Origin of the sequence: Picosynechococcus sp. PCC 7002, assembly GCF_963860125.1 — a bacterium.
Lineage (GTDB): Bacteria > Cyanobacteriota > Cyanobacteriia > Cyanobacteriales > MRBY01 > MRBY01.
In genome coordinates this window covers 410,640-436,155 of sequence record NZ_CAWLFA010000001.1, presented here as the reverse complement: position 1 = coordinate 436,155, position 25,516 = coordinate 410,640, and the positions used below count along the sequence as shown (strand labels likewise).

General features: G+C 46.1%; 28 protein-coding genes and 1 pseudogene. 22 read left to right on the top strand and 7 right to left on the bottom strand.

The features are described from left to right. Positions 1 to 2: 2 nt before the first annotated feature. The 8 genes from AACQ84_RS02100 (at position 3) to AACQ84_RS02065 (ending at position 6,726) form a co-directional block, all read left to right on the top strand. Positions 3 to 872 carry an alpha-1,2-fucosyltransferase gene (locus AACQ84_RS02100; protein ID WP_012306049.1) on the top strand — a complete coding sequence of 290 codons (870 nt, stop codon included), beginning with the start codon at positions 3 to 5 and terminating at the stop codon, positions 870 to 872. 179 nt (positions 873 to 1,051) lie between these two features. Further along, entirely contained in the window at positions 1,052 to 1,699 is a 648-nt protein-coding gene (locus tag AACQ84_RS02095) for a Uma2 family endonuclease (protein ID WP_012306048.1), read from the top strand. A gap of 168 nt (positions 1,700 to 1,867) precedes the next feature. Further along, on the top strand, positions 1,868 to 2,752 hold the full coding sequence (locus AACQ84_RS02090; RefSeq protein WP_012306047.1) for a hypothetical protein: 885 nt from the start codon (positions 1,868 to 1,870) through the stop codon (positions 2,750 to 2,752). Further along, positions 2,731 to 3,717, top strand: a complete 987-nt coding sequence (locus tag AACQ84_RS02085) for a nucleotidyltransferase domain-containing protein (RefSeq protein WP_012306046.1) — start codon at positions 2,731 to 2,733, stop codon at positions 3,715 to 3,717. Before AACQ84_RS02090 ends, AACQ84_RS02085 begins: the two co-directional genes overlap by 22 nt. Beyond that, positions 3,710 to 4,744, top strand: coding sequence for a hypothetical protein (locus AACQ84_RS02080; RefSeq protein ID WP_041443330.1), 1,035 nt, complete (start codon positions 3,710 to 3,712; stop codon positions 4,742 to 4,744). Before AACQ84_RS02085 ends, AACQ84_RS02080 begins: the two co-directional genes overlap by 8 nt. Before the next feature lie 80 nt (positions 4,745 to 4,824). After that, entirely contained in the window at positions 4,825 to 5,052 is a 228-nt protein-coding gene (locus AACQ84_RS02075) for a hypothetical protein (protein ID WP_012306044.1), read from the top strand. Next, complete coding sequence (locus AACQ84_RS02070) at positions 5,049 to 5,438, top strand: type II toxin-antitoxin system VapC family toxin (RefSeq protein WP_012306043.1); 390 nt, start codon at positions 5,049 to 5,051, stop codon at positions 5,436 to 5,438. The genes AACQ84_RS02075 and AACQ84_RS02070 overlap by 4 nt, the downstream gene beginning before the upstream one ends. A 43-nt stretch (positions 5,439 to 5,481) precedes the next feature. Beyond that, the gene (locus AACQ84_RS02065; protein WP_012306042.1) at positions 5,482 to 6,726 is read left to right on the top strand and encodes a glycosyltransferase family 4 protein; all 1,245 of its coding nucleotides are present in this window, start codon (positions 5,482 to 5,484) and stop codon (positions 6,724 to 6,726) included. Positions 6,727 to 6,828: 102 nt separating this feature from the next. On the opposite strand, the gene AACQ84_RS02060 is transcribed toward AACQ84_RS02065, so the two are convergent. Together AACQ84_RS02060 and AACQ84_RS02055 are read right to left on the bottom strand one after the other, a co-directional pair. Next, positions 6,829 to 7,251: a type II toxin-antitoxin system VapC family toxin gene (locus AACQ84_RS02060; protein ID WP_012306041.1), complete on the bottom strand. Its 423-nt coding sequence runs from the start codon at positions 7,249 to 7,251 to the stop codon at positions 6,829 to 6,831. Continuing rightward, positions 7,238 to 7,495, bottom strand: coding sequence for an AbrB/MazE/SpoVT family DNA-binding domain-containing protein (locus AACQ84_RS02055; protein ID WP_012306040.1), 258 nt, complete (start codon positions 7,493 to 7,495; stop codon positions 7,238 to 7,240). Before AACQ84_RS02055 ends, AACQ84_RS02060 begins: the two co-directional genes overlap by 14 nt. Before the next feature lie 248 nt (positions 7,496 to 7,743). Here AACQ84_RS02055 and AACQ84_RS02050 point away from each other — a divergent pair, with 248 nt between their 5' ends. The 3 genes from AACQ84_RS02050 to AACQ84_RS02040 all read left to right on the top strand — a co-directional run bounded on the left by AACQ84_RS02050 (position 7,744) and on the right by AACQ84_RS02040 (position 10,530). Next, positions 7,744 to 8,166, top strand: coding sequence for a DUF29 domain-containing protein (locus AACQ84_RS02050; protein WP_012306039.1), 423 nt, complete (start codon positions 7,744 to 7,746; stop codon positions 8,164 to 8,166). A gap of 210 nt (positions 8,167 to 8,376) precedes the next feature. Continuing rightward, positions 8,377 to 9,300 (top strand): glycosyltransferase family 2 protein, encoded by a 924-nt coding sequence (locus tag AACQ84_RS02045; RefSeq protein WP_012306038.1) that lies wholly within the window; start codon positions 8,377 to 8,379, stop codon positions 9,298 to 9,300. A 3-nt stretch (positions 9,301 to 9,303) separates the two neighbouring features. Then, positions 9,304 to 10,530, top strand: coding sequence for a glycosyltransferase family 4 protein (locus AACQ84_RS02040; RefSeq protein ID WP_012306037.1), 1,227 nt, complete (start codon positions 9,304 to 9,306; stop codon positions 10,528 to 10,530). A gap of 29 nt (positions 10,531 to 10,559) precedes the next feature. Here the strand turns inward: AACQ84_RS02040 and AACQ84_RS02035 are convergent, their stop codons facing one another. After that, on the bottom strand, positions 10,560 to 10,991 hold the full coding sequence (locus tag AACQ84_RS02035; protein WP_012306036.1) for a hypothetical protein: 432 nt from the start codon (positions 10,989 to 10,991) through the stop codon (positions 10,560 to 10,562). Positions 10,992 to 11,052: 61 nt separating this feature from the next. On the opposite strand from AACQ84_RS02035, the gene AACQ84_RS02030 reads away from it, so the two are divergent. The 9 genes and pseudogenes from AACQ84_RS02030 to AACQ84_RS01990 all read left to right on the top strand — a co-directional run bounded on the left by AACQ84_RS02030 (position 11,053) and on the right by AACQ84_RS01990 (position 21,402). Then, positions 11,053 to 12,312, top strand: coding sequence for a bifunctional folylpolyglutamate synthase/dihydrofolate synthase (locus tag AACQ84_RS02030; RefSeq protein ID WP_315862073.1), 1,260 nt, complete (start codon positions 11,053 to 11,055; stop codon positions 12,310 to 12,312). Continuing rightward, on the top strand, positions 12,296 to 12,685 hold the full coding sequence (locus tag AACQ84_RS02025) for a hypothetical protein (protein WP_012306034.1): 390 nt from the start codon (positions 12,296 to 12,298) through the stop codon (positions 12,683 to 12,685). The genes AACQ84_RS02030 and AACQ84_RS02025 overlap by 17 nt, the downstream gene beginning before the upstream one ends. A 6-nt stretch (positions 12,686 to 12,691) precedes the next feature. After that, entirely contained in the window at positions 12,692 to 13,642 is a 951-nt protein-coding gene (locus AACQ84_RS02020; RefSeq protein ID WP_012306033.1) for an ADP-ribosylglycohydrolase family protein, read from the top strand. Positions 13,643 to 13,861: 219 nt separating this feature from the next. Beyond that, entirely contained in the window at positions 13,862 to 15,178 is a 1,317-nt protein-coding gene (urtA, locus tag AACQ84_RS02015; protein WP_012306032.1) for an urea ABC transporter substrate-binding protein, read from the top strand. A gap of 99 nt (positions 15,179 to 15,277) precedes the next feature. Next, a complete protein-coding gene (locus tag AACQ84_RS02010; protein ID WP_012306031.1) occupies positions 15,278 to 16,456 on the top strand; it encodes an ABC transporter permease in 1,179 nt (392 codons plus the stop codon). Positions 16,457 to 16,492: 36 nt separating this feature from the next. Then, on the top strand, positions 16,493 to 17,662 hold the full coding sequence (urtC, locus tag AACQ84_RS02005; RefSeq protein WP_041443328.1) for an urea ABC transporter permease subunit UrtC: 1,170 nt from the start codon (positions 16,493 to 16,495) through the stop codon (positions 17,660 to 17,662). Positions 17,663 to 17,671: 9 nt separating this feature from the next. After that, a pseudogene (gene urtD, locus AACQ84_RS02000) lies at positions 17,672 to 18,406 on the top strand (urea ABC transporter ATP-binding protein UrtD); the annotation flags it as partial. A gap of 471 nt (positions 18,407 to 18,877) precedes the next feature. Continuing rightward, the gene (larE, locus tag AACQ84_RS01995; protein WP_012306028.1) at positions 18,878 to 19,744 is read left to right on the top strand and encodes an ATP-dependent sacrificial sulfur transferase LarE; all 867 of its coding nucleotides are present in this window, start codon (positions 18,878 to 18,880) and stop codon (positions 19,742 to 19,744) included. Positions 19,745 to 19,764: 20 nt separating this feature from the next. Next, entirely contained in the window at positions 19,765 to 21,402 is a 1,638-nt protein-coding gene (locus AACQ84_RS01990) for an ABC transporter substrate-binding protein (protein ID WP_041443326.1), read from the top strand. Between the two features lie 33 nt (positions 21,403 to 21,435). On the opposite strand, the gene AACQ84_RS01985 is transcribed toward AACQ84_RS01990, so the two are convergent. Together AACQ84_RS01985 and rpsN are read right to left on the bottom strand one after the other, a co-directional pair. Next, entirely contained in the window at positions 21,436 to 21,684 is a 249-nt protein-coding gene (locus AACQ84_RS01985) for a DUF7219 family protein (RefSeq protein WP_012306026.1), read from the bottom strand. A gap of 246 nt (positions 21,685 to 21,930) precedes the next feature. After that, entirely contained in the window at positions 21,931 to 22,233 is a 303-nt protein-coding gene (rpsN, locus tag AACQ84_RS01980; protein WP_012306025.1) for a 30S ribosomal protein S14, read from the bottom strand. Between the two features lie 165 nt (positions 22,234 to 22,398). On the opposite strand from rpsN, the gene tsaB reads away from it, so the two are divergent. Next, a complete protein-coding gene (tsaB, locus tag AACQ84_RS01975; RefSeq protein ID WP_012306024.1) occupies positions 22,399 to 23,058 on the top strand; it encodes a tRNA (adenosine(37)-N6)-threonylcarbamoyltransferase complex dimerization subunit type 1 TsaB in 660 nt (219 codons plus the stop codon). Further along, positions 22,986 to 23,690 carry a TIGR04282 family arsenosugar biosynthesis glycosyltransferase gene (locus AACQ84_RS01970; RefSeq protein ID WP_234991358.1) on the top strand — a complete coding sequence of 235 codons (705 nt, stop codon included), beginning with the start codon at positions 22,986 to 22,988 and terminating at the stop codon, positions 23,688 to 23,690. The genes tsaB and AACQ84_RS01970 overlap by 73 nt, the downstream gene beginning before the upstream one ends. On the opposite strand, the gene AACQ84_RS01965 is transcribed toward AACQ84_RS01970, so the two are convergent. After that, on the bottom strand, positions 23,671 to 24,540 hold the full coding sequence (locus AACQ84_RS01965; protein WP_012306022.1) for a fructosamine kinase family protein: 870 nt from the start codon (positions 24,538 to 24,540) through the stop codon (positions 23,671 to 23,673). The two genes, AACQ84_RS01970 and AACQ84_RS01965, sit on opposite strands and share 20 nt — an antisense overlap. A gap of 38 nt (positions 24,541 to 24,578) precedes the next feature. Continuing rightward, positions 24,579 to 25,460 (bottom strand): glycine--tRNA ligase subunit alpha, encoded by an 882-nt coding sequence (gene glyQ, locus AACQ84_RS01960; protein WP_012306021.1) that lies wholly within the window; start codon positions 25,458 to 25,460, stop codon positions 24,579 to 24,581. Positions 25,461 to 25,516 lie beyond the last annotated feature (56 nt).

Below are 25,516 nucleotides of genomic sequence, written 5' to 3'. Positions count from 1 at the left end.
TTATGATTGTTATCTTTAGCTCTGGTCGTTTAGGGAATCAACTCTTTCAATACGCAGCAGCGAAAACCCTCTGTGATGATGGAGAGTGGCTAATTGGGATTGGCTTTGAAGATTTGCATGCTGGTTTTGATGGCATAGAAATGAAAATCATCAATCAAGAAACTTTCAAAGTATATCCATTGCTATATAAAATTCTCTTTAAATCTGCAAAAAAAATAATCAATTTAATGCTGAGACTAAAGCTCATTTCAAAAATTAGTGAATCAAAAGATAAACCAGAGTATTATAAGCAAGACGGATTATTCAAAAAAATCAAGATAATTCAAGATTGTTATTTTCAAAATGAAGACTTTTTTCAGAAAACTAAAATAGAATCCTTAAGAATAAAATCGACTTTTGAATCTTATGCAAAGCAAATCTTGAATAAAAATTTACCTGTAGAGAAAGTTCCCATTTTTGTTCATGTGAGACGAGGAGACTATTGCCATTGGCCTAATCGGGAATATGCGGCTGTTTTGCCTGCCCAATATTACCGTAAAGCAATCCAACAGATTCAAGAAAAAAACATCAATCCTTTTTTTATATTTGTATCAGATGATCCTTGGTATATTAAAGATGCTTTTTCTGATTTAGAAGATGCCTATATATCTAAGGGAAAATTTTTTGAGGATTTTGCTTTGATGACCTACTGTCAAAGTGGGATTTTATCGGCGAGTAGTTTTTCTTGGTGGGGTGCATACTTTGCAAAACAGCAACATTTAGAAAAAGCAATAGTTTTTCTTGCACCAGAACATTGGTTTCAACATCGTTTAAACGTATCACGTCCTAATTTTGTGAAAGCAAGTTTCATAAGTTATATTCATGTTTCCTGATTTACCCACATTACTTTCATTGATGTTATCTAGATCCGCTATGGAGGGCGATCACCTAGCATTGATCAGAATAAATATAGTGTTTTTGTTCTATTTTTAAAGGTGGGTCAAAAAGGTGATCGCCTACAATAAGAAAGAGTAGTAAATAGATTGTGGTACTCTATACCGAGGTCAAAAATATGTTTATCAAAGACAAAATTGATATTGACTTGCCACAAGAAACAAAGTTACTGACCTTAGAGGAATTTTGGGATTGGTATCCCGATGGTTATAAGGGCCGATTTGAATTACATAATGGGGTGATTGTCAAAATGCAGCCTACCGGAACCCATGAGCAAGTCGCTGGTTTTTTGGCAATGGAAATTGGGTTTGAAATTAAACGGTTAGGCTTACCCTTGTGTATTCCGCGCCAAGGCTTAATTAAAGCGATAGATACCGACAAAACCGCCTATATTCCTGATGTGATGGTGTTAGATAGTGCTGCCATACAAGATAAAGAGCCAATGTGGAAAAAGCGATCAACCATTACCCAGGGAGAAACCGTTCGATTAGCAATCGAGGTCGTCAGTACCAATTGGCAAGATGATTATTTAATGAAATTAGGAGAATACGAAAAGTTAGGCATTGCTGAATATTGGATTGTGGACTACTTAGGATTGGGTGGTAGACGCTATATTGGTAGTCCCAAACAGCCGACCGTTTCTATTTATCATCTAGTAGAGGGAGAATACACTTTTGCCTTGTTTCAGGGTCAAGATACCCTACGGTCAAATCTTTTTCCAGAACTGAGTTTAAGTGTGTCGCAAATCTCTCAAATTGGGCAATAGTGATATTTACTTGAATGAGGGGCGATCGCCTAGCCTCGCCAGAAATATTGTAATAACTTTGTTCTGGCTTTAGGGGGAAGTAAAAAAGGTGATCGCCTTGGTCACTCAGGTTTATACTTTTATAGTGCAGCACCTTTCCGATGGTCACAGACTCCCTACTCCATAACGATGCTCAAGACCCCCGTTGCTTTTATTATCTTTAATCGTCCGGATCTGACGCAGATTGTGTTTAATGAGATCCGGAAGGCACAACCAAAACAACTTTTTGTGATCGCCGATGGGCCAAGAACTTCAGAAGAACAGGCAAAATGTCAGGCAGCACAGGATATTATTAAGCAAGTAGATTGGGACTGTGAAGTTTTTTGTAATTATTCTGATATAAATTTAGGTTGTCGAGAGCGGGTTTCTAGTGGGATTACTTGGGTGTTTGAGCAAGTCGAAGAGGCAATCATTCTAGAAGATGATTGTTTTCCTTCTTCTTCTTTCTTTAAATTTTGTGAATATCATTTAAACAAGTATCAATATGATACAAGAATCATGTTGATTAGTGGGTATAATGCTCAACAGGAATGGAATTCTCATAAACAAGATTACTTTTTTTCTCATTTTGGTGGGATTTGGGGATGGGCTAGTTGGCGAAGAGCATGGAAAGAGTTTGATCTAGACATGAATAAGCTAGATGAACTTATCCAAGATAAAAAAATCAGACATCTCTTAGGAGAAGGTCTTGGTAAAATAAGAGAGAGACAGTTTCTTGATTGTCGCAACAAACAAATAGATACATGGGACTATCAATGGGCTTACTCTCGTCATATCAACTCAGGTTTAGCTATCGTTCCCAGTAAAAGCTTGATTGAGAATATGGGTTTTCGTGAAGATGCAACACATACTAAGTCTCAACCCCAAAGCAAAATCTTTGCTCAAGATTTAAAGTTCCCTATTCAAGAAAATAAAATTTTAATGCCAGATAAAGAATACGATCAATTATTTCACAATCCTAAAGTATCAATGACAAACAAACTCAAAGAAAAATGGTCGAAAATCTTCAAATAGTTCCTTCCCGTGGTGGATTTGTTATTTGGAACATCAAAAAAATCAAAGATAAGTTTATTTTTAAAAATCAATACAGCCCAGAAAGTAAAGATAAGCATCTTCAAAAATTAAATCAGCAATCTAGGCAAACCTTTCAAGTTAAGATCATATACAAAAAAAATATTCAATTAGATAAAATATTCTCTGAATATAATCAATTTGAGAATATTGATATTTATATTCACGGTAGCTGGGTAGACGAAACTAAAACACCTTTTTCGGATTTAGATGATTTGATTATTGTCAAAAGAAGTGACATAAAAACATTTAGAGAAGTTCGTAAAATTGAATCTTGGCTCAATAGAGTAGATATGAGATTTTGCCGTATAGATCCTTTGCAGCATCATGGACACTGGATTATTTATAAAGATCAGCTAGAAAATTATGATGAGTCTTACATGCCTCTCATAGTTCTGGAAAATTCAATTTGTCTACAGGGAGAAAAGCATATATCTGCACAGGTTGACCTAGAAGCAACTCAGCAGGGCTTAGAAAAAAATTTAGATACCACGTTATCAAATATAGAAAAATATTATGAAAAATATCAAAAGGGAAAAATAAATCTTTTTGAAATGAAGTGTTTAGTAGGCTCTTTTTTATTAATTCCTGCTTATGTTTTTCAATTGCAAGGAAAGCGTGCTACAAAAAAATGGGCAATTGAAAACGCATCAAATATATATTCCGCTAATGCACATAAAGCACTAGAAGTATGCTCGATGATGCGTCAAGATTGGGGGAAAGCCCTAAACACATTTCAATTTAGACTATTTTCTATATCACCAAAGTTTTTTACTAATCCCCACCTATATCGAAGGTTTGCACAAAAAATGTCTCCCAAATTTCCTTATGAACTTTTTCCTACCCTAGAAATCACTTCAGTCCAGAAATTCGTACAAGAAACAAGACAAAATTCAAATAATGGCTAGTCTAAAAATTATTGATGATTTATCAAGAGATTTGACTTTTAGTGATTATCAAGTAGCAAAAAGTAAGTTTGAGTATTTGTGTAAAAATGTCGGTATTCACAACAATCAATATGGATACTTTGGTTCTATTTCGTATCCTGGAATATCAGATATAGATGCTGCTGTAATAGGAACGTGTGAACAACTTCAAAGATTACATAAATTGTTTTCAGCAGAGAAAAAAAACAATGCAATTTTTGATTATGTATTCTGGCATCCTCCTGTTTATATTGAATCTTCTATATTAAACGATGTTCATTTTTTACATACGTTGGAAAACTTGAATTTAGAAGCCCTTACAGAAAACAAGAAGAATACTTTTTTAGATAGACAAGATGATCTTTATCTTGTTTGGTTTACGTTTCTCATTAGAGTCTGTATATCTATATTAAGAGGAAGAAAAATATCACTTAGATTATTATTGCTTGTTTACAAAAATCTGGAAGCATCCGAGCTATTTTTTTGTAATCAATTAAAGTTTGAACCGAATAAATTAGAAAATAGTCAACAAATACGTGAGTTAATTTTTTCTCATAAAATATCTAAAGATTACTTTTTTTCTATATTTAAAAGGAAATTCGAATTTTTGTTGTCCTTATTTGATCAATATTGCTTTATTCTTTCCAAAAATAAATCCCTAAAATACAGAGGCTTTTTCATATTAAGTAAAAATACGATAATTTCGCCTTCATCCAAAAGTGATATTTCGCTCGTTTCAAATATTGCTTTTTTAAAGCTTAATCAGTTCGCCTTCAATTTTTTAATTCACTTTGTTTTATGGGATGAGTATGTAAACAATTCAGGACTTTTTGATTACTTTCTTGCATCTAAAAAAACTGCGAAATTCTACCGAGAAAATAATCTGCATTATTCTTTTGTTACTCCCTTTGGAATCAATATCCAAAACAATCAAGTTTCAAGGAAAATCAATAAATTAATTTTTAATACTTTTAATTCTTTAAAAAACGACAAAAACTCTTCAAGTTGATATCAGTGATATTTCTGATGAAGTGGCGATCTAATAAAGTCACAGGCTTTGGTTATACTTAATGAAAGAGGAATGTTACTATGAAAGCCCAACATATTATTCTCGAAACTGACCCATCAGGAAACATCAAGAATATCCCCAAATTACCACCTAACAAAAAAATAGAAGGCATTTTTCTTGTCCTTGATGATGTCGCAGATTCTAGCTTACCCGTCCGTAAACCCCACCCAGATCTCGTTGGCCAAGTACAAATCCTTGACGACACCTTTGATAGCGTCCCTGAAACCGACTGGGAAATCCTGCAATGATTGTGATGGATACCCACATTTGGCTGTGGTGGGTTAACGGTAACCTTGACCGATTAGGCTCAAAAAGAGTCCAACTGTTAGAACAGCCTAAACCCTTGGCAGTTAGTGCAATTAGTTGCTTTGAGGTCGCTTGGCTAGATCACCATCAGCGCATCATACTGCCACACAAGAAAACAGCATGGTTTGATAAAGCTCTTGGTGGGTCAGATATTCTATTGCTACCGATTACCCCCAAAATTGCCGAAATAGCAGTCACTTTGCCGGAACATCACCGTGATCCCCAGGATCGTCTGATCATTGCCACTGCTATTTTTTACGACGCTTATCTGATGTCCGCTGACCAAAAATTCCCCCAATACTCTGAAATCAACGAAAAACTGGTATAAGTACTGATTTATTTTTAATGATTCAGATCACAATCCCACTCAGATGTTAAAAGTACTCCAGATTAGCAGTAGTGATATTTCCGGTGGGGCATCCATTGCCGCCTATCGACTCCACCAAGGCTTACAAAGAGTCGGTATTGATTCCAGCATTTTAGTCGGTAACAAACAAAGTGGCGATCGCCATGTAAATCAGATCAGCAAACGTCGCTATGTTAATAAAGCCCTTTCCCGTATTGGCGCAAGCTTTGGTCTCCACTACCTGACCATTCCCGATACCTGGCAGATCAAAAAACACCCCTTCTACCAAACCGCTGACATTCTGAATCTCCACAACCTCCACGGCGAATACTTTAATTATCTGGCTCTGTCCCAATTAACAGCTAATATTCCCGCTGTCTATACCCTCCATGATATGTGGAGCTTTACCGGACACTGTGCCTATAGTTTTACCTGTGAAAAATGGCAATCTGGTTGTGGTTCCTGCCCAAATTTAAGTACCTATCCTGCCGTTAAAATCGATAATACCCAACTCGAATGGCGACTAAAAAAGTGGGTTTATGACAAATCAAATCTAACAATTGTCACCCCCAGCCAATGGCTAAAACAACAGGCTGAAAAAAGCATTCTTATCGCGAATAAAACAACCCAAATTTACTGGATTCCAAACGGTATTCCTACTACAATTTTTCAACCACTTGATCAGCAACTATGTCGCTCCGTATTAGGTTTACCCCAGAATAAATATATTCTTGCTTTTGCGGCCCAGAACCTCAACGATCCCCGCAAAGGCTCCGATCTTCTTCAAAAAGCCCTCCAACTGATTCCCACTTCCCTCAAACAAGAAATTCAACTCCTAATCCTGGGTAATCAATCCGCCGGATTTCTAGCAGACATTGATATTCCTGCCATCTCCCTCGGTTATGTAGAAGGCGATCGCCTAAAAACCATTTTTTATAATGCCGCTGATTTATTGCTTTGCCCGACCCGTGCCGATAACTTACCCCTCGTTTTACAAGAAGCAATGGCCTGCGGTACACCTTTAGTCTCCTTCGATATTGGTGGCGTGCCTGATTTAGTGCGTCCCGGTGTAACTGGTTATCTCGCCCAACCCGAAGATCCCCAAGACCTTTGCAATGGCATTGTGCAACTGCTCGAAGACAAAACCTTAAGGGGAAAAATGGCACAAAATTGCCGCCGCATTGCCGAAACAGAATATCCTATTGAACTGCAAGCCCAACGCTACATCGACCTCTACCAACAGATCCTCAACCAAAAGACTACTGCATAAATGAAAGGTGAGTTTTGTCGGGGGATTTAGACAATAAGCAATATCTTAGGCTAACAGCGATAGTAGGCGATCGCCTCTGTCAGTACCAGAAAACAGCGACGATCAAAGTTTTTTTGGAACCGCAACAGAAGGCTGAAGACCCAGTCGTTGGACACGTTTCGCAAAACGTTTATCATCAAAGCTCACAAAACTCTGGCACTCCCGACTAGCCGCAAGATGGAGAGCATCAGCAAAATCCAGCCCTTGTAAATGCCACTGCAAAGCCAGATCAACACGTTCCCAACTCTCGACGATCACATGCTCTAATCCTAATAAATGTCGAATGACCCGGGCAAAATCTTCCCGTTGGAAACCATAAAACGCTCGCAGCACCCATTCCAACTCTAGGATGACAGTGAGCGGCACAAACAAACGAGTTGATTCTGTAAAAATTTTATAAGCGAGGCTTCTTTGCTGTTCTGCTTCTGGGTCGTTGGGATCATTGACATAGAACCGAGCCAAAATATTCGTATCAATCCCGATCACGTTGTTCCCTCATGGCTTGGGCAATATCAAAATCATCGAGCCGCCTCGGTGTTGTCGGTGGACAGACCAACATCCCAAATCCCTCGTCTATCTTGCTCTGGCATTGGGGATGCTGCAGTTCAACGCGAATGGACTCTCCATCCAAGCTAAATGAGAGCTTACAACCTGGCTTAATGCCCAGTTGCTTGCGAATTTCAATCGGAATCACAACCTGACCTTTGTGGGAAACCGTCACTGTATTCATCGGCTCATCGTCTTACTGAGTAAGAATATTGTAACAGGCCTAACTATACTGTTGAAGATAGTGCCAACCTGTGAAGATAATTAGGCGATCGCCTTTATGTTTTATCGCGTACACCGAGATGAAAAAATCTCACTCTCAATCACTACTAAAATCATAAAGGCCGTGATTGGCGATCGCCCTCCTATCTCCGCAGCAGCTTACTATAATCAAAATGAAATCAACAAACCCACCCATTGGCAGCAATACCCATGAGTACCCTGTATGAACAAGACTTTAGTCAATGGGCCGAAACCATGGCCGAATTGCTTGAAAACGGTCAGTTCAGTGCCCTCGATTTAGAAAACTTAGTAGAAGAGATTCGAGACTTGTCTAAACGAGAACGCGATCGCCTTTTAAGTAGCCTACGTTTAATTCTCCATCACCTCCTCACATGGGATTATCAACCAGAGCTTCGATCAAGAAGCTGGTTGGGAACCATTCAACAGGAACGATCAAATATTGCCGATTATCTAGCCGATAGCCCCAGTCTTAAGCGATATCTCACGGACGACTATTTACTCAAAACCTACCAAAAAGCCAGACTACAGGCGATCGCTGAAACAGGTATCGATATGCCAAAGGATTGTTCTTATCGCTTGGCAGACGTCCTAGAGCGTTCTTTGAATTTTTAATATTCCACAGCAAATTCTCCGTTACAAAGTTATTGCCTAGGTAAGCTTTGGCTATATCGAAGCGTTCTTTAGACAGTAGGCGATCGTCAAAAACTAATCACCAAAGAAACTTCACGGACAATAGTGGGTACCCTAAATCTATAAGAAGAACAATCTCTAGTAAAAGATAACAGTATCATTTCCAAAATCTACTTTAAGATATTTCAAACGATGCAACAATCTCTAGACTTTCAAGCATCAATAGACCAACCTGACCCCCCTCCTGCTGTCTATATCATCATCCCTGTACATAATCGCAAGGAGATTACTCTCACCTGCCTAAAACATTTACAGGAAAACGGAGACCTAGATCAATATTCAGTGGTTGTTGTCGATGATGGTTCTACTGATGGTACTGCCGAGGCCATCCAAGCTCAATTTCCTATTGTCACAATTTTGTATGGTGATGGGAATCTCTGGTGGACAGGAGCAATCAAAATGGGGATGGAATATGCTCTGGCTCAGAAAGCTGATTATATTATCTGGTTAAATGACGATTGTTTACCCCAAAAATATACTCTCAATACTCTAGTTGAGTTTTTAGAAAATCATTCACATACAATCGTTGGTGCAGCTTGTTATCTCAACAAAGTAAACATTCTAATTAAAACTGGCTGTTTACATAGAACTCCTCTAACAGCAGAACCTAACACAGTTACCTTTGTCGATAGCCTTTCTGGATATTGTGTTGGTTTTCCTTCAAATTTATGCTCTGTCATTGGTTTACCTGATGAGAGGCGATTTCCCCACTATAGAGGAGATGATTTATATGTCTTGCAGGCTACACGTTCAGGATTTCAAGCTTGTATTTTAGGAGATGCAAAAGTTTTTCTCGCGGACACAGTAAACCCTCCTAAAAGCCTGAATCAATATCTAAAACAAAATCCCAAAAACAAATCTATAAAGTCAGTTTTTTTGAATAAGAAATCAAAATATTATTTGCCGAGCAATTTCTTCTATTTTATAAAAAAATATAAAGCAACTAAAGGTACATTCCTCTTTTCTTTAAAGCTTTTACTTTGGTCATATCAGTATCTTGATTTTTTACTTATTGATAGCTTCTTTAAAAGAACTCAGACAAAGCATAATCAATAAATTATGAACTTAAATGAATTTAACTCTTTGTCACTACATATTTTGATGCTGCATAACCGCTATCAATATACCGGCGGTGAAGATACCTCGACACAAGCAGAAATTTCTATCCTAAGAGATTTTTGTCATCAAGTAACTTATTTAGAAGCTGATAATGATCACATTAAACAATTTAGTTTTTTTGATAAATTCCAGCTCTTTTTCACTACTGCCTGGAATCCTCAGCAGGCCACGACTTTGAAATCAAAACTCAAGAACTTAAAGCCTGATATTCTTCACGTTCAGAACTTTTTCCCACTTTTTTCTCCTTCTGTCCATCAAGCCGCTCAATCCCTAAATATTCCTACCGTTCAACACTTGAGAAATTTTCGCCTAGGCTGTCTTAATGCTTCTCTATTTCGAGAAAATCAAGTTTGTGAAGTCTGTATTGGTAAAAATCCCTGGCGAGGCATTGTTTACCGTTGCTACCGAGGGTCATTACCTGGTTCTTTAGCTGTTTGGAATATGATCACAGTCAATCACTGGCATAAAACTTGGGAGAAAAATGTTGATGCGTTTATTACCCCTAGCCAGTTCGCCGCCAACAAACTAATTCAAATGGGTATTCCCGGCGATCGCCTCTATGTCAAACCCAACGTTACTGAAGATCCTTTACCCAATCAAATAATTCCAGCATTGCCCAAAAGACCAACCTTTCTCTTTATCGGTCGCCTTTCATCGGAAAAAGGGGTGATGATTTTACTGAAAGCTTGGGAAAAACTGAATCAACCTGAATGGCAACTCAATATTGCTGGCGATGGCCCCCAGAAAGCGGAGCTAATGACATTTGTCCATGAGCGTGGCTTAACAAACGTCACTTTTCTGGGTCAGCAAACCAAAGAACAAGTGATCGCCGCTGTCCAAAATGCCACTGCGGTACTCGTTCCTTCGCAATGGTACGAAACGTTTGGGCGAGTTGTCATTGAAGCTTTTGCTTGCGGTCGGGCTGCGATTGTCTCTGACTTAGGTGCCCTCGCCGAACTGGTTAAGGATCAGACAACGGGTTTCCTAGTATCCCATAGTGATATTGATGCCTGGGTTGAACGCTTAGAATGGGCTGGCACACATCCTCTCGAAATTGCAGCAATGGGACAAAATGCTCGCTTAGCCTACCAGCAAAACTACACCCCTGAAATCAATTACCAACAAACAATGGATATTTATCAGCGACTTTTGCGGGGGAAGACTTAGCATTTTCTCCGGGTTACTTCTGTCTCGCTCTAAAACATCTCTCCATACTCTTCCAAAACAGCCAAGGTGTTAATCAAGATTTGTCGGTTGGCTTCGCTTGGGTCGAGTTGGTAGCGGAGTTCCGCAAGACGGCATCGAGTTTCGATTTGAGCTCGCGCAATTTGGCGTTCTCTTGCTTCAGCTCTTTGTTGCCCCTCCTCAGCTCTTCGTTGTGCTTCTTCAGCCAGGCGGTTTGTTTCTCGATTTCGACGGTTCCACTCAACGCCGAAATTAGCCAATGTAGCCACGACGGCTGCCACGGTGAGTCCATTGCTCCACTGTCTGGGGTTGGCGATGAGTCCGAGGAATTCAAAGTCGGTTTGGTCATAGAACCTCAAAAAGGCGATCGCAATCAATAGAATTGTTAAAACGCTTGAAGGCAGTAACGCCAGAAAATTGATCCAGATCTGGGAATTTCCCATACACAAATCCATTATAGTCTGGGGATATTGTCCCAAATTTTTGATATTCATCATGAGCCAAGTGGCGATCGCCAATCTCCTTGAAACCTTTGAACGGTTTGGCATTAACCTCGGTTTAACGCGCATTACCCAACTATTGGCGAACCTTGGTCATCCAGAGCGCCAAGTACCGATTCTCCATGTGGCAGGTACCAATGGAAAAGGGTCGGTCTGTGCCTATTTGTCTTCTATTTTGGCGGCGGCAGGCTATCGGGTCGGGCGGTTTACGTCACCCCATTTGGTGGACTGGACAGAACGGATTTGTTTGAATAATCAGCCGATTCCTTCCGAGCAGTTACTGACGGTTTTGGAACAGGTGAAAGCAGCCATTGATCCCAACCAAGAAACACCGACCCAATTTGAGGTGATTACGGCGGCAGGATTTTTGTATTTCGCCCAGGAACAGGTAGATATTGCGGTGATTGAAGTGGGTTTGGGGGGACGCTTGGACTCGACGAATGTTTGCGATCGCCCCCTCGTTTCTGTCATTACCTCCATCGGCATGGATCACTGGCAGCGCTTAGGTAATGGTTTAGATAAAATTGCTGGGGAGAAAGCGGGCATTTTAAAACAAGATTGTCCGGCGGTGATTGGGGAAGTGCCAGAGATCGCGGCGAAAGTGATTCGTGAAAAAATTAGTGAGTTAAATTGTCCTGCTACCTGGATTCAGCCTGCCCAAGCCATTCATCCCCCTTCAGGAGAGGGACAGAGGCGGAGGATAGCGAAATACAGTGATTTTGAATATTTTTTGCCGCTTTTAGGGGATATTCAACTTCATAATTCGGCGATCGCCATTGAAACTATCTATGCGTTGCGCAAACAAGGTTGGCAAATTTCCGATCAACAATTGCGTGATGGCCTTGCGAAAACTCGCTGGGCGGGCCGCATTGAATGGCACCAATGGCAGGGGCAAAAAATCCTCATTGATGGCGCTCACAATGGTGTGGCGGCGGCGGAATTACGCAAATATGTAGACACCCTCCCCCAACCCGTCACTTGGGTCATGGGAATGCTTTCCACCAAGGATCACCAAAATGTCCTCGAAGCCCTCCTACGAGACGGGGATCACTTGCATCTCGTACCAGTGGGGGGTCATAGCAGCGCCGATCCCCAGAGTTTAGCAATGTTGGCCCAGGTGATTTGTCCGGCCCTCGCCTCCTGTCAAACCCATGAAACCTTATTTGAAGCCCTTGATCAGGCGATCGCCACCCCCCACACTAGGGTGTTATGTGGTTCGTTGTATCTTTTGGGAGAATTTCTAAGTTATGCAGCCAAAATTTAAAACCCGCAAAGCCTGGAATCAGGCCGAAATGCTACTCCAACCAGCTTTTATTCGGGTCGTCGATAATTTCCGTGCTCAATTAGAAGATTCCCCCTGGACTGGGGAGTACGAAGATATTCAAGACCCCTACCCTGGCTACGTTTTGCGCCTCAAGAAAGACCACATCGAAACGACGGTTAATATCTGGGATCTCTGTTATCAGATCTGTTTTGTTGCCTATCCCACCGGAGCCCTCGTGGAAAATGGCTGTGCCGTGGAAATCGATGAAACCCTTTTCGAGGCGTCCGGGGCCGTGGATTGGCAAAAACTGGAAGCGAAAACCCAACAGTTGATCCACAATATGTTTGAGCAATTTGATCACTTAGGGGAGTAATCATTGATGGTTACGCAAGCGCAGATTCAAGGGGGACTATTGGGACTTTGTGTGGGGGATGCCCTGGGTGTACCTGTGGAATTTTCTGAGCGCCGCACCCGACAGCGGGATCCTGTGACAAGGATGCGGGGCTATGGCACTTACAATCAACCCCCCGGCACTTGGTCAGATGATAGTTCCCTCACTTTTTGTCTGGCTGAGGCGATCGCCGAAGTGGGTCTGGGCGAAGAACTCCCCGAACATCTGGGCCGTAAGATGGGTCTTTGGCTCAAGGAAGCTTACTGGACACCCCACGGCGAAACCTTTGATGTGGGCAACACGACTGCCGCCGCAATTCATCAAATTTTAGCGGGTATCAATCCCCTGGAAGCGGGTGGGATCGGGGAGCGGAGTAATGGCAACGGCTCCTTGATGCGTATTTTGCCCCTCGCCTTTTGTGGTGAGCGACTGCCCTATGCCGATCTTTTGGATCTCGTCCACAACATTTCCTACCTGACCCACCGTCATCCCCGTTCCCTCATTGCCTGCGGCATGTATATTTCCATTGCCCTGGAACTGTTACACGGAAAAAGTATTGAAACTGCCTACCAGCAAGGGATACAACGGGCCGAAGAGTTTTATCGCGATTCCATCTACAAGCCGGAACTCAGCCACTACCAGCGTATTTTTGACGAAAATTTAGCAACATTGCCCATCCATGAGCTTCAATCGAGCGGTTATGTCGTCCATGCCCTCGAAGCCGCCCTCTGGTGTTGTTTAAACCATGATAACTATCAGGATACGGTGCTCGCGGCGGTGAATTTGGGGGATGACACTGACACCACAGCGGCGATCGCCGGGGGGTTGGCCGGACTTCACTACGGCCTCGACAATATTCCCCCTGATTGGCTGGCGCAAATTCCCCGGCGGGATGACATTCTCCAGTTAGGCGATCGCCTCTTCAGGGCTATCTGTTGACCGAGCAGGGGCAAGCAGTCCATTTTCTTTAATGTAAAGTTAAATTAATTCTTCTCCATTAACAAACCCTTGAATCAAGCGCATCGGCACTTTGTATCAAGTGTCACATTTTTTTAGGGGCGGGACTTTTACACTGCAAAGCTTAAACACGACTTAAACTTTTAAGCTTCTTTCCTCCCACACACTATCCCAAAGCCCCTTGAGAAAATCGCATTAACCATGAGTAATCTCGGAAGACGTAAATTTATTCTCTACAGTTCCGCCGCCCTCGGTTCCAGTATTCTCCTCAAAGCCTGCGGCCAACCCACAGAAACCCCTGATACCCCCGATAGTGGCAGCACAACCTCAACCCCCAGTGGTGACACGATCAAAGTTGGCATTCTCCACTCCCTCAGTGGCACCATGGCCATTAGTGAAACCACCGTGGTCGAAGCCGAACAACTCGCCATCAAAGAAATTAATGCCGCCGGTGGCATCGATGGCAAACAAATTGAAGCCATCGTCGAAGATGGTGCCTCCGACTGGGATGTCTTCAAAGAAAAAGCCGAAAAACTCATTGATCAAGATGGTGTCGCCGTCGTCTTTGGCTGCTGGACTTCCGCCAGCCGAAAAGCGGTTAAAGATGTCTTTGAAGCAAAAGACCACATGCTGTTCTACCCTGTCCAGTACGAAGGCCAGGAATGCTCGAAGAATATCTTCTACACTGGGGCCGCCCCGAACCAACAAATCGAGCCCGCCGTGGATTGGCTCCTCGAAAATAAGGGCACAGAATTTTTCCTCGTCGGTTCTGACTATGTATTCCCCAGAACCGCGAACACCATTATCAAAGCCCAGTTAGAAGCCAAAGGTGGCACCACGGTCGGCGAAGACTATCTCCCCCTCGGTAATACTGAAGTGACGCCGATTATCACCAAAATCAAAGCAGCGCTTCCCAACGGTGGCGTGATTTTCAACAGCTTAAACGGTGACAGTAACGTTGCGTTCTTTAAGCAAATTCGTGATGCGGGCCTCACCCCGGAGCAATATCCGGTCATGTCGGTGTCGATCGCCGAAGAAGAAGTCCGTCAGATTGGCCCCGAATATCTCACGGGTCACTATGCGTCTTGGAACTACTTCCAAACCGTAGAAACCCCCGAAAATGAAAAGTGGGTGGCAGACTTTAAAGCGGAGTACGGTGAAGATCGGGTGACCAATGACCCCATGGAAGCGGCCTACATCATGGTCTACATCTGGAAGCAGGCGGTAGAAGCGGCGATCGCCAATGGAGCGACCGATGCCTATGACCTCGAAGCTGTACGGAGTGCCGCCATTGGTCAAGAATTTGCGGCTCCCGAAGGCCCGGTGACGATGAATGTTAACCACCACCTCTCAAAGACCGTGCGCATCGGTCAGGTACGGGAAGACGGGATGTTCGATATCGTCTGGGAAACCGACGGCCCCATCGCCCCCCAAGCCTGGAACCAGTATGTTGAATCCACCAAAGGATTTGCCTGTGACTGGAGCGACCCCACAAAGGGTGAAAAATATGCCATCTAGGGCCTAAAACCCAGATGTTTTCCGGGAAAGCTGGGATTCCGCCCTACAGAATCCGGCTTTCTCGCGGTTTTATTGCGCGTATTGTGGTGGGTTTGCCCTGTGACAGAACTTCTAATCGGTATTTTTAACGGAGTCAGCATTGGCTCTGTGCTTTTGGTTTCGGCCTTGGGTTTGGCGATCGCCTTTGGTTTGATGGGGGTGATCAACCTGGCCCACGGCGAATTAATGATGCTGGGCGCCTACACAACCTTCGTGGTCCAAAATGTATTCCGGGGGTTCGGGGAACCTTTTTTTAATCTCTACATTATCTTTGCGATTCCCCTGGCTTTTTTTGTCGCCGCCGCAGTGGGCTTTGGCCTGGAGCGGGGCGTAATCCGTTACCTCTATGGCCGTCCCCTAGAAACCCTCTTGGCCACCTGGGGGGTCAGCCTGATTTTGCAGCAGTTTGTCCGGAGCGTGAACTGGGCGATCGCCTTCGGGGTCATTGCCTTTCTCCTTAAAGATGTGATCCGCTGGGCCGTGCTCCAAGCCTTAAATCTCGCCAAGATCCAATCCGTGGCCCTAAAAATGTGGCTGGATAAATTAAACGTGGTTGCCGCCTTTGCCCTTGGTTTTGGGGTGATTTTCGGGGTCAATCTGACGAAAAATGACGCCCTCACAAAGCCGTGGTTTAGTGCCCGAAATGTGGATGTGACTGCGCCGCAATGGCTCCAGGGGGGACTTTCCCTGGGTTCCGCCCAACTGCCCTACAGCCGCATTTTTATCATCGTCTTGACCCTGATCTGTCTGGGGGCGATGTACTGGTTTTTGAACAAATCCAACTGGGGCCTCCGGATCCGTGCCGTTACCCAAAACCGCGAAATGAGTTCCTGTTTAGGAATTCCTACCGCCCGCGTTGATGCTTTGACCTTTGCCCTGGGGTCGGGTTTAGCAGGCATTGCCGGGGTGGCGATCGCCCTGTTGGGTTCCGTCGGGCCAAATACCGGCCAAAACTACATCGTCGATGCCTTTATGGTGGTCGTGGTGGGGGGCGTTGGTAATTTGCTCGGCACCATTTTGGCGGCCCTCGGTTTGGGGATTATCAACTATCTCATCGGTTCTGGCACATTTGTTACCGTTTTTACCTCTCTCCAAGCCCCACAATTTCTCTTGGATTTGGCCACTTTTTTTGCCACCACCAGTATGGCAAAGGTGATGACCTTTGTGATTATTATCGGCTTCCTCCAATTCCGGCCTGCGGGTCTCTTCCCGCCGAAAGGCAGAACCGCAGAACTATAAGCCCTTGTTCCGATAGCCCAGCCCATAAACAGCACCATGAATGTAGGTTTAACCCGACGTGACCAGCGCAAACAACAGCGCACCAAACTTCTCATTGAGGGAGCAATCATCCTTGCTCTGGTGATCATTACGATGGTCATCTTGCCCTTGATTTTGCCGGAATTTCGCCTCAAACTCGTGGGGCGTTTTCTCTCCATGGCGATCGTCGCCCTGGGGATCGACCTCATTTGGGGCTACACTGGCTTGCTCAGTCTTGGCCAAGGGATTTTCTTTGCCCTCGGTGGCTACGCCCTGGCGATGCACCTCAGTTTGCAACTGCCTGATGGTGCCATTCCCGAATTTTTTATGCTCTATGGCGTCGAAAAATTACCCCTCTTTTGGCAGCCTTTTTACTCGCTACCCCTGACTCTGCTTGCCATGGTGCTTGTGCCGGGGATCGTTGCGGGGATTTTGGGTTATCTCGTCTTTCGCAATCGCATTAAGGGGGTTTATTTTTCGATCATCACCCAGGCGGCGCTGTTGGTCTTTTTCAATTTTTTCAATGGTCAGCAAAAACTGATCAACGGCACCAATGGTCTCAAGACAGATACCGCTGTTTTTCTGGGGCAGCGGGTTGGGGATTCAGGGATTCAGTTGCTGTTTTATGAAACAACGATTGTCGCCTTGCTGTTGGTTTATCTCCTTTGTCGCTGGCTGACGAGTGGTCGCTTTGGCCGGATGTTGATCGCTATTCGGGATGATGAAACGCGGGTGCGGTTTACGGGCTACGATCCCACCTGGTTTAAGGTAGTTGTTTTTGCGATCGCCGGGGCGATCGCCGGAATTTCCGGCGCCCTTTATACGGTGCAAAGTGGGATTATCACGCCGAACTACATGGAAGTGGCCTTTTCCATTGAGATGGTGATCTCCGTGGCAGTGGGAGGCCGGGCGACCCTGATCGGCGCAATTATTGGCACGATTTTGGTCAATTTTGCCCGCATTTATTTGAGTGAAAGCTTCCCAGAAATTTGGCTGTTTTTCCAAGGGGCGCTGTTTTTAATCGTGGTGACGGTGCTCCCGGACGGCATTGTGGGCTGGGTGCGGGACGTTCTCTGGGTCAAGGTGGCCCGTCTGTTGGGGATCGGCCAGCCAGTGAGTTATCCGGCGATCGCCGACGATCCCGATGTGCAAAATATCCAAGAAGACCAATTAGTGACAAAGGAGTAGGGCGAGGCCATGGAAAATATCTTGGAAATTGAGAATTTGACCGTTAACTTCGATGGCTTTAAAGCCCTCAATAACCTCACCTTCCGCATGGGTAAAGGGGAGCTACGGGTGATCATTGGCCCCAATGGTGCGGGGAAAACTACGTTTTTAGATGTAATCACCGGCAAGGTTAAACCCACCACAGGCAAAGTCAAATTTAAAGGCAAAACCATCAGCGGTCTCCCAGAACATAAAGTGGCCCGCCTCGGCATTGGTCGCAAATTTCAAACGCCTCGGGTCTACCAAAATTTAACGGTACGCGAAAACCTAGACCTCGCCTGTAATCGCCACAAAAACGTTTTACCTACTCTTTTTGGGGGAACCAAGGCCACGGAAAGAACCCAAACCCTAAGTCTTTTAGAAACCATTGGCCTCACCGAAAAAGCCGATATCCAAGCGGCCTGGCTAGCCCATGGCGAAAAACAGCGCTTAGAAATTGGTATGCTCGTGGCTCAGTCCCCGGATCTGTTGCTGGTGGATGAACCTGTGGCGGGCTTGACCGATGAGGAAACGGAAAATGTCGGTAATTTACTCCTCGCCCTCGCCGAAAGCCATTCCCTGATCGTGATCGAACATGATATGGAGTTTGTGCGCCAGATTGCCCGGCAAGTAACGGTACTGCACCAGGGTTCTGTACTCTGTGAAGGCAACATGAATCAGGTACAAAACGACCCCAAAGTGATTGAGGTTTATCTAGGGGAAGCGCCCACCGTCACCCCGGAGCAAATGAACCTGATTCGCATCGCCGCGAGTATGGCCTGGGCCGATGGCAACTTTGCCCCAGAGCAGAAACAGGTGATCCTCAGTCGCCTGAGTGAGCAATTTACCAACGACAGTCAGCACCAGGCGCAACTGCAAGGGGAACTGGAAAATTATCTGGCGAGCAATCTGCCCCTAGAGCAGTTGACAGATACCCTAACCACGGAAAACGAGAAAATTACCGCCCTAAAGCTCAGTTATGAGGTCATTCGAGCCAATGGGGTCAATGAACTAGAGAGCATTGTCTACCAGCAACTCCTGGGGCAGTTGGGCCTTCCTCTGGAGATGGTGCGGGAAATCGAGGCCGAGATTGATCAAGTCTATGGTGGCTAGGGAGATGGCGATCGCCTTGGGGCCAAAAGCACCAGAGCAATCTGTTAAGATCCCAGGCTAAACCTTCAGTGAACGCGGCGATCCATGGCTTGGCAAGAAAAACTCACGGCACTGCAACATTTTTTCGAGGCAACGGAACGGGCTTTAATTGCTTATTCTGGGGGCATTGACAGCACTTTGGTGGCCAAGGTAGCCCACGATGTTTTGGGCGATCGCGCCGTGGCGGTGACTGCCGTTTCGCCATCCCTATTACCGGAAGAACTCGAAGCGGCGATCGCCCAGGCGAAAACCATTGGCATTGTCCACGAACAGGTGGAAACCCACGAAATGGACAACCCCAATTACGTCAGTAATCCGGCCAACCGCTGCTATTTTTGCAAAAGCGAACTCCACGACACCCTCAAACCCCTGGCCCTAGAACGGGGCTATCCCTACGTGATTGACGGGGTCAATGCCGATGACCTCCAGGATTATCGCCCCGGAATTCAAGCGGCGAAGGAACGGGGGGCGCGATCGCCTTTAGCGGAGGTGGGGATCGCCAAATTAGAAGTGCGGGAAATTTCCAAACAGTTGGGATTGCCCTGGTGGGATAAGCCCGCGCAACCCTGTCTCAGTTCCCGGTTTCCCTATGGTGAACTGATCACCACCGAAAAACTCCAGCGGGTCGGTCGTTGTGAAGTTTATCTACGGCGTTTGGGCTGGCGATCGCTGCGGGTCCGTTCCCAGGGTGACACGGCTCGCATTGAGTTGCCTCCCGAACAAATTCGCGATTTCGTCGTCCAGGTAGATCTCGATGCCCTGGTCAAAACGTTCCAAGGCTATGGGTTTCTGTACGTCACCCTAGACCTAGAGGGCTACCGCAGTGGCAAGCTGAACCAAGTCCTCGATCCCCAAACCCGGTCTGCCCAACAATATTCGGGGTCAAATCCCGCTATGATCAAGTCCACCTAGTCCTGTTGTCCAAAAGCACTATGATCCATTCCCGGCAATTTTATTCCGCAGCGGCGATCGCCCTTTGTTTTGGTTCCCTTCTGGTGAGCTGTAATCCCAATCCCAACGGCACCACTCCCAACAGCGAAACGACGACCATTAGCGCCGATGTCAATAATCGTCTGGCCCTGGGCACCACCGCCAAACCCCGCACCATCGATCCCGCCGATAGCTACGAAATTGCCGGTTTAAATATCATCTACAACGTCACCGAAAGTCTCTACACCTACGAAATCGGGACCACGGAGATCAAACCCCTCCTGGCCGCAGCTCTGCCCGCCATTAGCGACGATGGCCTCACCTATACAATTCCCCTGCGGGAGGGCGTCACTTTCCATGATGGCGAACCCTTTAACGCGGCGGCGATGAAATTTTCTTTAGATCGCTTCATGGAAAACAAAGGCAAACCCTCCTTTTTACTGGGGGACATCATCGAGAATATCGAAGCGACCGGGGAATATGAACTCACCATTACCCTCAAGCAACCCTTTGCTGCGTTTCCTGCATTATTGGCTTTTGCTGGGGCTAGTGCTGTTTCCCCCGCGGCCTACGAAATCGGCGAAGGTGCCTTTAACCCCAGTCAACTGGTGGGCACTGGCCCCTACAAGCTAACGGCTTTTACGAGCGACACCATTACCCTCGACCGTAATGACGATTACTGGGGCGAGACAGCGAAGAATGCCGGAGTTGATATCCAAATTTTTAATAGTAATGCTGCCAATTTATTTAATGCGCTCCAGACGGGGGCCGTGGATATCGCCTACCAATCCCTGGAGCCGGAACAGGTGAGTAATCTCCTACGGGAGGCAGAAAGCGGCGAAATTCAAGCCCTAGAAGCAGAGGGGACAGCGGTGAATTTTATGGTGCTAAACCGTAACCAAGCCCCCCTCGATCAGCTCGAAGTCCGCCAGGCGATCGCCGCTCTCCTCGACCGCAACCTGATCAACGAACGGGTACTCAATGGCCAGGCTGATCCCCTCTATAGTTTGATTCCGACTTCTTTTCCAGCATCACAACCGCTATTCCAAAGCGCCTATGGTGATGCCAACATTGAACAGGCCAAAACCCTCCTCACCGAAGCGGGCTTTACCCCAGAAAATCCGGCTGTAATTCCCCTGTGGTATCCGTCCGGCTCCACCACCCGTGGCATTATCGCCACAACCCTAAGGGAGTATGCCAACCGTGAACTGGAGGGCTTGTTGCAATTTGAACCCAGCAGTGTGGAAGGGGCGACCTTTTTTCAAAATATTGCCCAGGGGATTTATCCGGCAGCCCTGGGGAACTGGTACCCGGACTTTTTAGATGCGGATAATTACATTCATCCCCTTTTGAATTGTGAGGTGGGATCGCCAGAAACGGGCTGTGAATCGGGGGGCGCGCAAAACCAAGGGTCTTTTTATTGGAATGAAGCGATGAACCAATTAATTGATGCCCAACGGACAGAAACTGACCCAACAAAACGCCTCGAAATTTTCACGCAAATCCAGGAACAAATGGTGGCGGATGTGCCCTATATCCCCATTTGGCAAGGGAAAGAATATGTTTTTGCCCAGGCTAATATTCAAGGTTTAGCAGTAAATCCAAGCCAAAGTTTACCCCTCTGGCTGGTGGAAAAGTAGCGAAAAGATCACCAATATTATTCCCAAAAAAGATTAGGCTTTGTTCTCCTCGTCGGGGAGTTCAAGGCTTTTGCGGGTACTTTTAAGGGTTTTCCAAAGGTTTTTTATTTCTTGATAGGCTTGTTGTGATGAAATTTTGCCGTTCGTTTCTAGGTTGCAGATAAAATTCACCCGCTGGGCAAACTCCTGGAGGTTGGCATTAAAGAGGACTTTCTCCATTTTGAAGTCGCCTCGGTAGCTCTCAATGGGGAATAAAAATTTTTCTTTTTCGGATTCAGACATGGCGATCGCCTACGATAACTCCAATGAGGTTTTAATCAATACAAAAAAACACCCAAAGACGACTCTAGTGTAACGAAAGAATTTCTTGAGGGGAGGTGTTGCCTGATGCTTTTTACAAATTGCCTTCTCTCCTCCCCTGGCGATCAAAAGTAGCCATCAAAAAAGGTAGAGCGGGACTCTACCTTGGCAAAAATATTAAAAAAATAATGGATTGATTGCCTCAACCATTGGGGTAGAAGCCAGTCGTTACCAACTGGATTTAACCACGCCGGGGAGCAAGCCTTGGTGAGCCCAATCCCGGAGGACGTTACGGCACAGACCAAAGTCGCGGTAGTAGCTGCGGGGTCTGCCAGTAATTTGGCAACGGTTGCGCATCCGGGTCGGAGAGCTGTTGCGGGGAAGATTCTGGATTTTGCGGTGGATTTCGAGTTTTTCGAGGGGATCAGCTGCGTTGTTAAAAGCTTCCTTAAGGGCAGCTCTTTTTGCGGCGTATTTTGCCACCATGCGAGCACGTTTCTTGTCGCGCTCAATCATTGATTTCTTGGCCATGAAATTTAGTCTAAAAATTCTATATAAAGACAGCATTTTCTATCATAGCTTAAATGGCCAAAATTCCTAATCCCTAAGGCTAAATTTATGGGGCTACCGTTGGGTAATCGGCAGGCGATCGCCTAGAATGAAAGGCCTGTTATTTGTGGCAATTTGCAGACATCTATGGCGATCGCACCGGAGCCCACCTTGGGTTTAGCACTCCACACCACAACCCCCCAGTTAGGGCTGAGTTTACGGAACTTGGTCACAGGGGAACAACGCACGGCCCTGTGGGAACTGGGACGGGATCTATCGGCCCAACTCCATTGCTATCTCCAGGAGTTTATCCAGCCCCATGCTTGGCAAGACATCGCCTTTTTAGGGGTGGCAAAGGGGCCTGGTGGCTTTACGGGCACTCGGTTAGGCGTTGTCACGGCCCGCACCCTCGCCCAACAGTTAAACATTCCCCTCTATGGCATCTCGACCTTAGCGGCGATCGCACAGCGATCCACGACGGGGTGCGCTTTTCGGAACCGAGAAAATTGTCTGGGTCAAACGGTGGCTGTGGCTTTGCCAGCGCGACGGGGCGCAGTCTTTGGGGCCATTTATCAAATCACTGCGACAGGGGCGATCGCCCTCGTGCCGGATCAGTTATTTACCCCCACGGCTTGGGCAGATTGTCAGGGCAATTTTCCTGATTTGCAGGTGATCGATCCCCCAGAAACGATTGGTGATACTGTGACTGAAGTTTTAAGCCTTGCCCAATCCCAATGGCAAGCAAACCCCCAGGGGCCTTGGGGCGCGGTTGTACCGTTCTATGGGCAACACCCCGTTTATCAGTAATGTGTCACAAAGCAGCTCATCTCATTATTTTCACCCGCTACCCGGTGCCGGGCCAGACAAAAACCCGTTTAATTCCTGCTTTAGGGGCGGAGGGGGCCGCAACACTACAACGCCACCTGACGGAAGATACTCTGAAAACCGTAGAAGTTTTGAAAAATATCGATATTTCGATTTACTTTTCCGGCGCTACAATGCCCCAAATGGCGGCCTGGCTGGGGGAACAGTGGCATTATCAAGCGCAACAGGGCCAAGATTTAGGCGATCGCCTGATTCATGCTTTTCAAACCAGTGAACAACAAGGTTATGACAAAACCGTGGTGATTGGTATCGACTGCCCAAGCATTACCGATGAAATTCTCGCAGCGGCCTTTGATAAACTCGATGCGGCTGAAGTTGTCCTTGGCCCAGCAGTAGACGGTGGTTATTATCTGATTGGTCTGCGCCAAAATATTGCTGCTCTCTTTACAAAAATGCCCTGGGGTACAGCTCAAGTTTTCTCGGAAACCGAGGCCCGCTGCCAGCAGTTAAATCTAAGCCTTGCCTTACTGCCAATACTCCAGGACATTGACGAACCCACCGATCTCAGGGTTTGGGACAACCTTAAAAACACTCTTAAAAAAGCTGCTGAATAATTCGCTTGGCTTGGTTGCCATAGCCCCCACCAAATAAATTGAAGTGATTGAGCACGTGATAGAGGTTGTATAAATCGCGGCGATCGCCATAGCCAGAATCCAGGGGCCAAGCCTCGTTATAGCCCTGGTAAAAACGTCCCGGAAAGCCACCAAATAGCTCTGTCATCGCAATATCTACTTCGCGATCGCCGTAGTAGGCCGCTGGGTCAAAAATAATTGGTTCCCCCTGGTCGGTCACTGCGGCATTCCCTGACCAAAGATCCCCGTGGACGAGGGAGGGTTGGGGCTGATGATCCCGCAAAATTCTTCGTACTCCTTCAATGATCCGCTGTGGCTCCGGAAAATCGCCCCCTTTTCGCCTCGCAAGACGCAGTTGATAGCCAAGGCGTTGTTCCGCCCAAAATTCAGCCCAATTGCTTTGCCAGTCATTCATTTGGGGCGTAGAACCAATGGTGTTGGGGCGATCCCAGCCAAATTTTTCCGCCGTACCCCGACGGTGAAGTTCTGCGAGGTGGTGGCCCATGGCTTGCCAAGCATCACCACTACCACCACCGAGGTCGATCCATTCCAGGACGATATAACTATTACTCTCGGTTTCCCCCCAACAGATGGGCTTTGGAACACGGATAGTTTGGGTTGCGCCCATTTGCTGGAGGGCCAAGGCTTCTGCGGCGAACATTGCCGTCTGATTCGGGCGATTGAGCTTCACAAAATACCGCTGGCCAGAGCCTGCCAAACAGTAGCCCTGATTAATACAGCCGCCCCCCACGGAACGCTGCTGTTCGAGGGTAAACGGTTGGCCAGTGGTTGCCGCAATGTGCTCGGCAATGGCCCCTAGGGAAGTACGCATCGCAATACCTCAATTCGTCGGCGGAGTCTATCTCCAGCTTAGGCGATCGCCTTTTGTAACGGAAAGCCCAATTCTTCCCGTTGGGCAAGGTAAAGGTGGGCCACCTGGCGGGCCATGTGACGAATCCGCCCAATGTAGCGGGTACGTTCGGCCACGGCAATCACCCCCCGCGCATCGAGTAAATTAAAGGTGTGGGAACATTTCAGCACATAATCAAGGCTCGGCATCACCAACCCTTTCTCAATGAGTTGTTGAGCTTCTGCTTCGTAGAGCGAAAATAGCTGAAACAACATTTCCGGATTAGACGCTTCAAAATTGTAGGTGCATTGCTCAATTTCACTTTGCAGGAAAATATCTCCGTAGCTGGTGGTCTCATTCCAGCGGATCTTGGTGATCGCGTCCACTTCCTGGAGGTACATTGCCAGGCGTTCTAGGCCGTAGGTAATTTCAATACAAACCGGGCGGCAGTCAAGGCCACCACATTGTTGAAAGTAGGTAAATTGGGTGATTTCCATGCCATCAAGCCACACTTCCCAGCCCACACCCCAGGCACCGAGGGTCGGCGACTCCCAGTTATCTTCTACAAAGCGGATATCGTGGTCTTCCGGCTGAATCCCTAGGGCTTTGAGGGAGTCTAAATAGATTTCTTGAATGTTGTCCGGTGACGGTTTGATGATCACCTGGTACTGGAAATAATGCTGTACCCGGTTGGGGTTTTCACCGTAGCGGCCATCGGTAGGGCGACGGCAAGGTTCGACATAGGCAACGGACCAAGGTTCAGGGCCAATCGCCCGCAAAAAAGTGTGATGGTTCATAGTGCCGGCCCCTTTTTCGGTGTCGTAGGGCTGGGCAATTAGACAACCACGATCCCGCCAAAATTGATTGAGGGTGGCGATGATTTCTTGAAAATTTAACGACACGCTATTTTGCCTCGAACACTTGCTAGGAAATGGACAGAATATAGATTTTGTTCCCT